Genomic DNA, 12,769 nt, shown 5'->3' with positions numbered 1-12,769 from the left:
GCGATCTGACAGCTGGCACATCATTAGCTGATCCACCGCCATCGCAGGCAAGCCAGCTCCCACAGTGGACCGTATTTCAATTCAGGATTGGTAAACCTTGGCAAAACCGTTGCGAATTTTCTGCTCCGGTAGCTCATCGGCAATAAACACAATCACACTCTCCCGCGCCTCACCCTCTCCCCACTCAGTGTCCCAATCGAACCCGTAGAGTTTGAGCACGCCCTGGAACACCATGCGCCGATCTTCACCGGCAACGTTGAGCACGCCCTTGTAGCGCAGCAGTTGTTTGCCGTGATCTTCCAGCAACTCGTTCATGAACTCGCTGAGACGGTCAATATCCAGCGGCTGGTCAGTGCGCAGCACCAGGCTGGAGATGCGGTCAATGGACGGTGCAGCATTCACCGGGCGCAGGCTCATTCCGGCGTTGAGGTTGAAACCGCGCACGTCGAGCAGTTCGCCCAGGTCGATGTTGCCGTGGTCCACCACTCGAATGGGCGCGCGGCGGTTGATCCGCGTCAGGCGTTGGCTGAGGGCGTCGAAAGTGGCTTGGTCCACCAGGTCACGCTTGCTCACCAGCAGGCGGTCGGCGAAACCGATCTGGGCCTGGGCGATGGTTTGGGTCAGATGATGCTCGGCGTGGGCGGCGTCCACCAGCGTGATGATGCCGTCGAGGAGGTAGCGCTCGCGCAGTTCTTCGTCGATGAAAAAAGTCTGGGCCACCGGCGCCGGGTCGGCCAGGCCGGTGCACTCGATCACCAGGCGGTCAAAGGCAATCTCGCCGCTGTCCAGGCGTTCGAGCAGCAGGTACAGGGCTTTGGTCAGGTCGGTGTGGATGGTGCAGCACACGCAGCCGTTGGACAGGGTCATGACCTGCACCGGCTCGACGCCCAACAGCTGGGTGTCGATACCGGCGTCACTGAATTCGTTTTCGATCACGGCGATTTTCAGGCCGTGCTCGGCTTTGAGCAGGTGGCGCAGCAAGGTGGTTTTGCCGGCGCCGAGGAAGCCGCTGAGGATGGTGACGGGGATGGGAGAGGACAAAACTGATCTCCTGATAACTGAAGGAACACAAACAAATGTGGGAGCGGGCTTGCTCGCGAAAGCAGTGTGTCAGTCAGCACATACATCAACTGACAGACCGCTTTCGCGAGCAAGCCCGCTCCCACATGGGATCACCGCTGGCCCGAGCTACCGGGTCAGCAGCATTTAGGCCCACCCTTGCCGCCGTAACGGGCCTCCTGGCGTTCCCGGAAGAACGCCTTGTAGTCCATCATCGGCTTGTCCGGGTGTTTGGTTTGCATATGCTCGACGTAGGTATCGTAGTCGGGCATGCCGACCATCAGGCGCGCGGCCTGACCGAGGTATTTACCGAGGCGACTGATGTCATTGAACATGGTTGCAACCCTCTATTACGCGTCCGGCACGGCCTGGAACGGGGCTTCCTTATCCGTACGCTCTTTGTTGCCCCAGGCGGCGACGCCGACCTTGAGCGCATAGAACAGGATGCTGAACACCACGAACAGGAACAGCGCGGTCAGCGTTGCGTTGGTGTAGGCGTTCCAGATCACGTGTTGCATCTGGTCGATACTCTTGGCCGGCGCGAGAATCTGGCCGTTGGCCAGGGCATCGCTGTACTTCTTGGCCAGCGACAGGAAGCCGATCGCAGGGTTGGCGTCGAACAGCTTGATGAAGCCTGCGGTCACGGTGCAGATCAGCAGCCAGACAGCCGGCAGCATGGTCACCCAGATATAGCGCTGGCGTTTCATTTTGATCAGTACCACCGTGGCGAGCATCAGCGCGATACCGGCCAGCATCTGGTTGGAGATGCCGAACAGCGGCCACAAGGTGTTGATGCCGCCCAGTGGGTCGATCACGCCCTGGTACAGCAAGTAACCCCACATCGCCACACACCCTGCGGTTGCAATCAGGTTGGCGGTCCAGGACTCGGTACGCTTGAGCGATGGCACAAAGGAGCCGAGCAAATCCTGGAGCATGAAGCGACCGGCACGGGTACCGGCGTCAACCGCCGTCAGGATGAACAGCGCTTCGAACAGGATTGCAAAGTGGTACCAGAACGCCATGGTGTTTTCACCCGGCAGCACACTGTGCAGGATCTGCGCGATCCCCACCGCCAACGTCGGAGCACCACCGGCACGGGCCAGGATGGTGGTTTCACCGATGTCATGGGCGACTGCGGTCAGCGCTTCCGGGGTAATGGCAAAGCCCCAGCTGCTGACGGTTTGCGCAACCGTTACCACGTCGGCGCCGACCACCGCAGCCGGGCTGTTCATGGCGAAGTACACACCTGGCTCGATCACCGAAGCGGCAACCATCGCCATGATCGCCACGAAGGATTCCATCAGCATCGCGCCGTAACCGATGTAGCGCGAGTTGACTTCGTTATCCAGCAGCTTGGGCGTGGTGCCCGAAGAGATCAGCGCGTGGAAACCCGAGACCGCGCCACAGGCAATGGTGATAAACAGGAACGGGAACAGACCGCCCTTCCACACCGGGCCGGTGCCGTCGATGAACTGGGTCAGGGCCGGCATTTTCAGCTCTGGCATGGTGACCAGGATGCCGATCGCCAGGGCAATGATGGTGCCGATTTTCAGGAACGTAGAGAGGTAGTCGCGCGGTGCCAGGATCAGCCACACCGGCAGTACCGCAGCGACGAAACCATAGCCCACCAGCATCCAGGTAATCTGGACGCCGGTGAAGGAGAACGCCTTGGCCCACACCGGGTCAGCGGCAATCTGCCCGCCCAGCCAGATTGAACCCAGCAGCAACAGCACGCCGATGATCGAGATTTCACCGATGCGGCCCGGGCGGATGTAGCGCATGTACACGCCCATGAACATCGCAATCGGGATGGTCGCCATTACCGTGAAGATGCCCCACGGGCTCTCGGCCAGGGCCTTGACCACGATCAGCGCCAGCACCGCGAGGATGATGATCATGATCAGGAAGCAGCCGAACAGCGCGATGGTCCCCGGGATACGGCCCATCTCTTCGCGAACCATGTCCCCCAGGGAACGGCCGTTGCGACGGGTGGACAGGAACAGGACCATGAAGTCCTGCACCGCACCGGCCAGCACCACCCCGGCAATCAGCCACAAGGTGCCGGGCAGGTAACCCATTTGCGCCGCCAGTACCGGGCCGACCAGGGGGCCTGCACCGGCAATCGCCGCAAAGTGGTGACCGAAAAGGATGTGTTTGTTGGTCGGCACATAGTCCAGACCGTCATTGTTGAGCACTGCGGGGGTGGCCCGCCGTGGATCGAGCTGCATCACATGATTAGCGATGAACAGACTGTAGTAACGGTACGCAACCAGGTAGATGGCCACAGCAGCGACCACAATCCACAAGGCGTTGATCGCCTCGCCGCGGCGCAAGGCCACTACGCCAAGGGCGCACGCTCCTACGATTGCCAGCACCAGCCAGGGTAGGTGGCGTAGCAGGCTATTATTATTTTTCATTTTTATATTCCAGCCAGGGTGGACAGAAAGGACAGCCAGCCCGAGTTTAGCGCTGTTGGCCTTAAAGGCCACCCCCCTACGTTGGTCTAGAGCCTCGCAACTGTAAAAAAATCAGAAATAAAAGCCGGGTAATGGCGCAAGGCTACAATCCTTCTATTCACAGAGGGTTTCACCATGACCGAGCAACCGTCTGATCGCCGCCGTTTTCGGCGAATCGCCTTCGATGCCAGGACGACCATTGCCCAGGACACCTGGAATTGGCCGGTGCAACTGGTGGATGTATCGCTCAAGGGCCTGCTGGTGGAACGCCCTGACGACTGGCGAGGTAATGGCAAGCGGCTATTTACCGTGGATATCCGGCTGGACCCACAGGCGCATATTAAGATGCAGGTGAAGCTGGCCCATGACGATCATGGGCAACTGGGGTTTGTGTGCGACCACATCGACCTGGATTCGATCAGCCATTTACGGCGGCTGATTGAACTGAACCTGGGTGACGAAGATGAACTGCACCGCGAGCTCGGTGCGTTGCTGGAGCTCTAGCAGTTAATACAGACCGAATGTGGGAGCGGGCTTGCAGTGTTGCTGATTACTCGAACAACGCATCCAGCGCCTGCTCCAGGCGCGTGACCCCGATAATTTTTATCCCCGGCGGCGATTCCTTCGGGGCGTTGCCCTTGGGTACGATCGCGCGCTTGAAGCCGTGCTTGGCGGCTTCTTTCAGGCGTTCCTGGCCGCTCGGCACCGGGCGCACCTCGCCCGACAGGCCGACTTCGCCAAACACCAGCAAGTCATGGGGCAGCGGTTTATTGCGCAGGCTGGACATCACCGCTGCCATCAACGCCAGGTCGGACGCGGTTTCCAGTACCTTGACCCCACCCACCACGTTGAGAAACACGTCCTGGTCATGCGTGGGAATGCCGCCGTGACGGTGCAGCACCGCCAGCAGCATCGCCAAACGATTCTGGTCCAGGCCAAGGGTCACACGGCGCGGGTTGGCCAAATGGCTGTCATCCACCAACGCCTGAACTTCCACCAGCATCGGCCGGGTGCCTTCCCACGTCGCCATCACCACGCTGCCCGGGACTTCTTCCTGGGCGCGCGTGAGAAAAATCGCCGACGGGTTGGAGACTTCTTTCAAACCCCGGTCAGTCATGGCAAACACACCCAGTTCGTTCACGGCGCCGAAGCGGTTCTTCACCGCCCGCAGCAAGCGCAGACGCCCATCGGACTCGCCTTCGAAATACAGCACGGTGTCGACCATGTGCTCAAGCACGCGCGGCCCCGCCAACGCGCCTTCTTTGGTCACATGGCCGACGAGGAAGATCGCCGTGCCGCTCTGCTTGGCGTACCGCACCAGCAATGCCGCACTTTCGCGCACCTGGGACACGCCACCCGGTGCCGATTGCAGTTGTTCGGTGAAAATCGTCTGGATGGAGTCGATCACCATCACCTTGGGCTTTTCGATGCGCGCCGTGGCGATGATGCTTTCGATGCAGGTTTCGGTCATCACCCGCAATTGGTCCTGGGGCAAGCCCAGGCGACGCGCGCGCATGGCCACTTGTTGCTGGGACTCTTCGCCCGTGACATACAGCGCCGGCATGCGGCTGGCGATGCTGCACAAGGTTTGCAGCAGGATCGTGGATTTGCCGATGCCGGGGTCGCCGCCGATCAGCACCACCGAGCCGTCGACCAGGCCGCCACCAAGTACCCGGTCCAGCTCGCCGGAGGCGGTGGAGAAACGCGGGATTTCTTCGACGCTGACCTCGGCCAGCGTCTTGATCTGCGCCTGTTGCCCCGTCCAGCCGGCACGCCCCGTGGGGGCTGCCGCGCCGCCGCTTTCGATCATGGTTTCAGTCAGAGTGTTCCACGCACCGCACTCGGTGCACTGGCCGGCCCACTTGGGAAAGGTCGCGCCGCACTCCGTGCAGCCGTACATGCGCTTGGCCTTTGCCATTTGAGAACCTCCAACCGAAAAACCGCGATGATAGCTCAGCGCGGCGTTGGGGTCCGTATTTCACCGTTGGCCAATCGTGAAGCGCTGTTGCCGTTCGGGTCTTCGGCGTTGAGGTCGGCGCCTTTGGCTTTCAGTTCATCAAGTAGCTCGACACGCTTGAACAGCCCCGCGTACATCGCCGCGGTTTGCCCGGCGCCGTTGCGCTGGTCGGGGTTGCAGCGGGTTGCGAGCAGACGCTGGGCGATTTTCAGCTCGCCTTTGAAGATCGCGCCCATCAACGCCGTATTACCGCGGTTGTCTTGCACACAGGCGTCGGCGCCGGCGTTGAGCAAGCGTTCCACAAACGGGCCCTGGCCGTGATAGGCAGCGAGGATCAGCGCGGTGTAACCCTTGTCGTCGCGGGTATCAAGGCTGTAGCCGGACTCGATGAAAGTGTTGAGCATGTCGATATCGCCACGGCGGGCAGCATCGAAGTAGTAATCCTGCAGTTGTGCCTTGAGGGCGGTCGGGTCAGGTGGCTCGGCATGGGCGACAAAGGCCAGCATGGCCATCAGTAAACCGATAGAAATTCGCATGGTTTTCTCCTGAACGGGATCGGTGCCCTATTTCGGGCACCGATCGTAACCAACAGTTAATCAGTCAGTTTTTCTGCCAGCGCCTTGACCCGTGCCAAGTCACCTTTGGCCACTTTGGTCACGCCGGTGCCGTACTCCGGGTCTGCCTTGTAGAGGAACGACAGGATGATGTGCTTGCTCTCGTCGTCAGTGCTCGCCAGCGAGCCTCCGAAGTTGTCGATCAGGTCCTGACGCTCCTTCTTGTTGAATGAGCGGTACAGATCACCGGCCTGCTTGAAGTTCTGCTCGCGCTGGATCTTCGCTTGCTGGGTGCTCCCCGACAGTGCCGACTGGCTGTAGCGCGCGGTTTGCGGCTCTTCCCGTGGCAACAGGCGGCTTGGCTGATAGTTCACGCCGGTGCTGGTTTTGCCGAAATTCATGGCGCCGTCCTGGTTACCGTTGTTGACGGTCACCCGAGGGGCGTTGATCGGCAGTTGCAGGGCGTTCGGCCCGAGGCGGTACATTTGCGTGTCAGCGTAGGAAAACACCCGGCCTTGCAGCAGACGGTCTTCCGAAGGCTCGATGCCCGGCACGAGGTTGGCCGGGGCCATGGCAACTTGCTCGGTTTCCTGGAACACATTGGCCGGGTTGCGGTTCAACACCATCTGCCCGACTTTGCGCTCCGGCACATTTGGCCAGATCTTGGTGGCATCCAGCGGGTCGAAATCAAACTTGACCAAGTCCTCAGGTTTAAGCACTTGTACATAGAGGTCCCACTTGGGGAAGTCGCCCTTGTTGATATGGGTCACCAAGTCATTGGTCATATGGCTGTAATCACGCCCCTGCACCTCAGCCACTTGTTTGGGGTCAAGGTTCTTGATGCCTTGCAAACTCTTCCAATGGAACTTGACGTAGTGCACTTCGCCCTTGGCGTTGACCAACTTGTAGGCGTGCACGCCATTGCCGTCCATTTCCCGATAACTGGCAGGCGTGCCGGAATCCGAGTACAACTCGGTCAATGTGCGGGTGGACTCAGGAACATGCGAGAAGAAATCAAACCGGCGCGAATCGTCGTCCAGGTTAGTGCGCGGATCGGGTTTAAACGCGTGGACCATGTCCGGGAACTTGATGGCATCGCGAATAAAGAACGTCGGGAAGTTGTTGCCGACCAGGTCCCAATTACCTTCGGCGGTATAGAACTTGGTAGCAAAGCCACGCGGGTCACGCAGGGTTTCCGGGGAGTGGTTGCCATGCACCACGGCAGAGAAGCGCACAAACACTGGGGTGGCTTCGCCGGCCGCGAAGACTTTGGCTTTGGTCAGGTCGCTGAGGTTGTCAGTGACGGTAAAGGTGCCATGGGCGCCAGTACCACGGGCGTGTACGACGCGCTCCGGGATACGCTCACGGTCAAAGCGCTGCAGCTTCTGAATAAGCTGCACGTCCTGCAACAGTACCGGGCCGTTGGCGCCGGCCGTCTGCGAGTTCTGGTTATCGCCGACGGCGGCGCCGTTATCACGGGTCAGGTTGGCGGCCTGCACGGAGAGGGAAAGCAGGCTGGCGGTGACCAGTGCCAGCGCGTGACGCGCCGACACTGGTCTGCGGCTGATTGGGGTATTCATCGAGGTGTCCTCTGGTTTTTTTATGCACATTCATTCGTGCTTGCCAGAGGCTAGTGACCTGCGAGTCAGAAGATAAATAGAAAAGTAGTACCAGCCCGATAAAGAAAATAGTGTGGTAAGCCGCTGAAATGGCGCGTATTTCGCGCGCGATTGGTGGCACTTTGCAAACTATTTGCGATTTAATGTGTCGATAAAAATTGACAGTGTTAACGGTTGTGTCGCGCAAGCCCTCTACGACTGACTTACACTGACCTCCACCCTTCTCATCTGTAACAAGGAATAACTTATGGGCGTGATCAGTGAGTTCAAGGCCTTCGCGGTCAAAGGCAATGTGGTCGATATGGCCGTCGGTATCATCATCGGTGCCGCCTTCGGCAAAATTGTTTCCTCCTTTGTAGGCGACGTGGTAATGCCGCCCATCGGCCTGTTGATCGGCGGCGTGGACTTCGGGGACCTGGCGATAACGCTCAAGGCCGCACAGGGCAACGTCCCGGCGGTCGTTCTGGCGTACGGCAAATTCATTCAGAGCATCATCGACTTTGTGATCGTCGCATTCGCAATCTTCATGGGCGTGAAGGCCATCAACCGCCTGAAACGCGAAGAGGCCGTGGCCCCAAGCTTGCCGCCGACGCCGACCAAGGAAGAACTGCTGCTGGGCGAGATTCGCGACCTGCTCAAAGCACAGAACGACAAGCCGCTTTAATCCAAGCCGGCCTGAAAGAAAGGCGCCCGCAGGGGCGCCTTTTTTATTACCAGTAGTTTTCCACCGCCACTTGCCCAGGGCGCCGGCTCAGGCTCAGTTGCATATCGCGTTGCTTGAGCAACTGGCGGGTGTCGTCGACCATCTGCGGGTTGCCGCAGATCAACACGCGCGAGTGTTCCGGAGTCAGCGCGACGCCGGCGGCGCGCTCCAGCTCGCCATTCTCGATCAATGTGGTAATGCGCCCGTTCAACGCACCAGGGTGCTGTTCGCGGGTGACAATGGGCAGATAGGTGAGCTTGTGCGCGTACTCGGCCAGGTATTCACGTTCGCCCAATTCCTTGATCAGCGATTGGTAAGCCAACTCCTTGGCCTCGCGGGCGCTGTAGACCAGCACGATACGCTCGAATTTCTCCCACACTTCGAAGTCCTGCAGGATCGACAGGAACGGCGCCACCCCGGTGCCCGTGCCCAACAGCCACAGGTCGCGCCCATCCACGAAGCGATTCAGGGTCAGATAACCCGTGGCCTGGCGTTCCACCATCAACGTATCGCCGATGCTCAAGCGACTCAGCTCACTGGTGAATTCCCCACCCGGAACAACGATAGAGAAGAAATCCAGGTGCTCGTCAAACGGTGAGGACACGATGGAATAGGCGCGCCAGACGGTGCTGCCGTCCGCTTTGGTCACGCCCAGGCGCACGAACTGGCCCGCGGTAAACCGAAAACCCGCGTCCCGCGTAGTGCGCAGGGTAAACAGGCTGGGGGTCAGCGATTGCACGTCGAGCAAGGTCTGGCGGGTAAATTTCTCAGCACTGGCCGTCATGGCGGGCTCCGATCTACAGGTGCCCTAGTGTCCCTCAAAGTCGCCTGCGCAAACACCGGTGGTTTGTAGTGATATCACCTGCGCGAACGATGATGGCTGTTTGGCTCCAACTCTAATCAATTGGCTATTGGTTGACTAACGTTCGTTTATAACGACACCGGCGTGTCCGTTACTTAACTGTTACAGGGACTTTAAGTCACTCAAAAACCGCAGAAAATATCGGCGCCAAAATGTTCGAAAAATGCACGGCGACAAAAAACGGATTAGACCCGTCAGTTCAATAATGAAAATTTAATTCAGCACTGTAGGCAATGTCCTACACTGATTTTCGTGTCGCTTCGGGGAGCCGGCCGTACCCAAGTCACGGAGAAACCTATGGAGAGTTACCGATGCTTAACTGGCGCAATACAAAGCCGATCAAGTTGGAAGATGAGACGTCCAGGGTATTTGAATTGGTCATCAATAAAACCTATGAAATGGGCTTTGAACACTGTTGTTTTATGACGTTCCCACAGCTGACAAACAACCAAACGGAGCCAATTGAATTCAGCAACTACCCAAACGAATGGACGTCAACCTATAAAAAAGCTCACTTTTTTCATACAGACCCTGTTGTAGCCCACTGTAGACGCAATGTATTTCCTGTTGTCTGGAAGGAGGAAGTCTTTAGCTCGGAACCGAACCTGTGGGACCTGGCTCAGTCGTTTGGCGTAGACGTAGCCTTGACGCAATCGGTCCACGATTTCCAGGGGGTTTGCAGCATGTTGACCCTGGGACGCAGCAAAGGCGCCGTCACACCCGAAGAACTGTATGAAAAGGCAGGCCAGGTGTTGTGGCTTTGTCATGCAATGCATGCGGTGGTGGCACAGAGTTTCGCAGACACACCCAGCATTAAACCTTCCTGTAAGTTGACCTGCCGAGAAATAGAGATTCTCAGGTGGTCGGCGATGGGCAAGACCGCAGAAGAAGTGGGAAAAATCATGTCAATTACCCCACGAACCGTTGTGTTTCATCTGGCCGGTGCCTCCAGGAAGCTGGGCGTCAACAGCAAAATTGCCGCGGTTCTGCGTGCATCCAAAGAAGGGCTGTTTGACTGATCCCTAAACACCACATGTATTCCCGCCGAAAAAAAAGTAACATTTACGGCCAGTTCTGAGTGTTGAAGCCGCCCAACAGGCGCCGCCTCGCAGTTCACTCAGATGGTTCGGCCAACCGCCCTCACTCGCCGAACGCCCATCGATGACCCAGAGCCTCCCCCGCCATGCCCCTGCTTGACAGCCCCTTCGCCCAGCTCGATCTGATCCGCCAGCCAGAACAACACAATGACCCGCTGCAGGCTTTCGATGCGGCCGACGAGTACCTGCTCAGCCATCTGGCGAGCCAGCAGCCGAACGCCGCGACCCGCGTGCTGGTGCTCAATGACAGTTTCGGCGCCCTGGCGGCGAGCCTTGAAGGCAAAGTGCAGGTGACGTCCAGCGGCGATTCGTTTCTCGCCGCCCAAGGCCTGGAAAAAAACCTCACACGCAACGCAAAAGCGTTTGACGCGGTACCGTTCATCCCAGCGAACCTTGTGCCCACCGGGCCGTTCGACCGGGTGCTGATTCGCGTACCGAAGACCCTGGCCTTGCTCGAAGAACAGCTGATTCGCCTGCAAGGGCGGCTCGCGCCGGGCGCCGAGGTGATTGCCGGGGCGATGATCAAGCATCTGCCACGGGCGGCGGGTGAACTGCTGGAGCGTTATATCGGCCCGATGCAGGCCTCGCTTGCAGTTAAAAAGGCCCGGTTGCTGATCGCCACCGTTGCCGAGCGCCCCGTCGCTGCTTCGCCCTACCCTACCCGTTACAACCTCGACACGCCGGCCATCGAACTGCTGAACCATGCCAATGTGTTTTGCCGCGAAGGGCTGGATATCGGCACCCGCGCCTTCCTCCCGCACCTGCCGAAAAATCTCGGCAGCGCCCGCGTGGCGGACCTGGGCTGCGGCAACGGCGTATTGGCGATCGCCAGTGCCCTGCAAAACCCGGATGCACACTACACACTGGTCGATGAGTCCTATATGGCGGTGCAATCAGCCGCCGAGAACTGGCACGCCGCACTGGGTGATCGCGATGTCCTGGTGCACGCCGGTGATGGCCTGGCCAGCCAGGCACCGCAGTCGCTGGACGTGGTGCTGTGTAACCCGCCATTTCACCAGCAGCAGGTGGTGGGTGACTTCCTGGCCTGGCGCATGTTCCAGCAGGCGCGGGAAAGCCTGGTGGTCGGTGGTGCCCTCTACATCGTCGGCAACCGTCATTTGGGCTATCACACCAAGCTGGCGCGGTTGTTCCGTGGCGTCGAACAAGTCGCTACCACACCAAAATTCGTGATCCTTAAAGCGCGCAAATAAAAACCCTGCCTTTCTCGCAAAAGGCAGGGTTGAAAACCGGGCCGTCAGGCCCGGAGCGGGATGTCAGTGAGTGGTCAGGCCGGCCGCATTCATGAACATGCGCATCAGGCTGGCCACCACGAACAGGGCCAGCACGCTGCCGGTCCAGATCATCGCCAGCCACCCCAGGCGCCGCCACAGCGGCTGTTTCTCGGCCTGTTCAATCTCTTGCAACGTAGGTTTGCCAGCCATGGAACGCCCCTCCTAGTGATAACCGTCTTCGTGGGTGACCTTGCCGCGGAACACGTAGTAGCTCCAGAAGGTGTAGCCCAGGATGAACGGAATGATGAACAGCGTGCCCACCAGCATGAAGCCCTGGCTTTGCGGCGGCGCGGCGGCGTCCCAGATCGACACGGAGGGCGGAATGATGTTTGGCCACAGGCTGATCCCCAAGCCGCTGTAGCCCAGGAAGATCAACACCAGCGTCAGCAGGAACGGCGTGTAATGCGCATTACGCGCCACGGCGCGGATCAGCCCGTACATGGTCACCAGCACCAGGATCGGCACCGGCAGGAACCAGAACAGGTTGGGCAAGGTGAACCAGCGCGAGGCGATTTCCGGGTGCGCCAGTGGCGTCCACAGGCTGACGATACCAATCACCGCCAACACCACAAAGGCTAATGGCCGCGCCAGGTTGTGCATCTGCTCCTGCAACTTGCCTTCGGTTTTCATGATCAGCCAGGTGCAACCGAGCAAGGCGTAGGCGACCACCAGGGCAACGCCGCAGAACATCGTGAACGGCGTGGCCCAGTCCAGCGAGCCACCGGCAAACTGGCGATTGACTACCGGGATACCATCGATAAACGCCCCCAGCGCCACGCCCTGGAAGAACGTCGCCGCAATGGAGCCGCCGATAAACGCCTTGTCCCACAGGTGGCGCTTGTCGTCCTTGGCCTTGAAGCGGAACTCGAACGCCACGCCACGGAAGATCAGCCCGATCAGCATCAGGATCAGCGGCAGGTACAACGCCGACAGCACTACCGAGTAGGCCAGCGGGAACGCGCCGAACAATGCCGCGCCACCGAGTACCAGCCAGGTTTCGTTACCGTCCCAGACCGGCGCGACGGTGTTCATCATCACGTCACGGTCAACCTTGCCCGGAATAAACGGAAAGAGGATGCCGATGCCCAGGTCGAAGCCGTCCATGACCACGTACATCATGATGCCGAAGATGATGATCACGGCCCAGATCAGCGGAAGATCAATACCCAT

Annotated in this window: 13 protein-coding genes; 4 read left to right on the top strand and 9 right to left on the bottom strand. The window is 59.3% G+C overall.

Annotated elements, in window-relative coordinates:
* Nucleotides 1-81: 81 nt before the first annotated feature.
* The 3 genes from yjiA to AB4P94_RS10585 form a co-directional block, all read right to left on the bottom strand.
* Nucleotides 82-1,041, bottom strand: coding sequence for a GTPase (gene yjiA / locus AB4P94_RS10595; RefSeq protein ID WP_395610479.1), 960 nt, complete (start codon nt 1,039-1,041; stop codon nt 82-84).
* A gap of 155 nt (nt 1,042-1,196) precedes the next feature.
* A complete protein-coding gene (locus tag AB4P94_RS10590; protein WP_003176208.1) occupies nt 1,197-1,394 on the bottom strand; it encodes a YbdD/YjiX family protein in 198 nt (65 codons plus the stop codon).
* A gap of 15 nt (nt 1,395-1,409) precedes the next feature.
* A complete protein-coding gene (locus AB4P94_RS10585; RefSeq protein ID WP_395610478.1) occupies nt 1,410-3,476 on the bottom strand; it encodes a carbon starvation CstA family protein in 2,067 nt (688 codons plus the stop codon).
* A gap of 174 nt (nt 3,477-3,650) precedes the next feature.
* On the opposite strand from AB4P94_RS10585, the gene AB4P94_RS10580 reads away from it, so the two are divergent.
* Complete coding sequence (locus AB4P94_RS10580; RefSeq protein ID WP_395610477.1) at nt 3,651-4,019, top strand: PilZ domain-containing protein; 369 nt, start codon at nt 3,651-3,653, stop codon at nt 4,017-4,019.
* Nucleotides 4,020-4,065: 46 nt separating this feature from the next.
* Here the strand turns inward: AB4P94_RS10580 and radA are convergent, their stop codons facing one another.
* Genes radA through katB form a run of 3 tightly spaced genes read right to left on the bottom strand, consistent with a single transcriptional unit; the run spans nt 4,066 to nt 7,606 of the window.
* A complete protein-coding gene (gene radA, locus AB4P94_RS10575) occupies nt 4,066-5,433 on the bottom strand; it encodes a DNA repair protein RadA (RefSeq protein WP_058427705.1) in 1,368 nt (455 codons plus the stop codon).
* Nucleotides 5,434-5,468: 35 nt separating this feature from the next.
* Complete coding sequence (locus AB4P94_RS10570; RefSeq protein WP_395610476.1) at nt 5,469-6,008, bottom strand: ankyrin repeat domain-containing protein; 540 nt, start codon at nt 6,006-6,008, stop codon at nt 5,469-5,471.
* A gap of 56 nt (nt 6,009-6,064) precedes the next feature.
* Nucleotides 6,065-7,606, bottom strand: a complete 1,542-nt coding sequence (gene katB / locus AB4P94_RS10565) for a catalase KatB (protein ID WP_395610475.1) — start codon at nt 7,604-7,606, stop codon at nt 6,065-6,067.
* Nucleotides 7,607-7,892: 286 nt separating this feature from the next.
* Between katB and mscL the strand changes: the two genes are divergently transcribed.
* Nucleotides 7,893-8,309, top strand: a complete 417-nt coding sequence (gene mscL / locus AB4P94_RS10560; protein WP_395610474.1) for a large-conductance mechanosensitive channel protein MscL — start codon at nt 7,893-7,895, stop codon at nt 8,307-8,309.
* A 46-nt stretch (nt 8,310-8,355) separates the two neighbouring features.
* Here the strand turns inward: mscL and AB4P94_RS10555 are convergent, their stop codons facing one another.
* Nucleotides 8,356-9,132, bottom strand: a complete 777-nt coding sequence (locus AB4P94_RS10555; protein WP_395610473.1) for a ferredoxin--NADP reductase — start codon at nt 9,130-9,132, stop codon at nt 8,356-8,358.
* A gap of 389 nt (nt 9,133-9,521) precedes the next feature.
* On the opposite strand from AB4P94_RS10555, the gene AB4P94_RS10550 reads away from it, so the two are divergent.
* On the top strand, nt 9,522-10,229 hold the full coding sequence (locus AB4P94_RS10550; protein ID WP_395610472.1) for a LuxR family transcriptional regulator: 708 nt from the start codon (nt 9,522-9,524) through the stop codon (nt 10,227-10,229).
* 164 nt (nt 10,230-10,393) lie between these two features.
* Complete coding sequence (locus AB4P94_RS10545; protein ID WP_395610471.1) at nt 10,394-11,518, top strand: methyltransferase; 1,125 nt, start codon at nt 10,394-10,396, stop codon at nt 11,516-11,518.
* A 63-nt stretch (nt 11,519-11,581) separates the two neighbouring features.
* Here the strand turns inward: AB4P94_RS10545 and AB4P94_RS10540 are convergent, their stop codons facing one another.
* Both AB4P94_RS10540 and cydB read right to left on the bottom strand, forming a co-directional pair.
* Entirely contained in the window at nt 11,582-11,749 is a 168-nt protein-coding gene (locus AB4P94_RS10540; RefSeq protein WP_395610470.1) for a DUF2474 domain-containing protein, read from the bottom strand.
* Between the two features lie 12 nt (nt 11,750-11,761).
* Entirely contained in the window at nt 11,762-12,769 is a 1,008-nt protein-coding gene (gene cydB / locus AB4P94_RS10535; protein WP_053258117.1) for a cytochrome d ubiquinol oxidase subunit II, read from the bottom strand.

The organism is Pseudomonas sp. B22129, assembly GCF_044218875.1.
Classification (GTDB): Bacteria; Pseudomonadota; Gammaproteobacteria; order Pseudomonadales; family Pseudomonadaceae; genus Aquipseudomonas.
The sequence above is the reverse complement of the archived record's forward strand: the minus strand, read 5'-3'. Positions and strand labels throughout refer to the sequence as shown.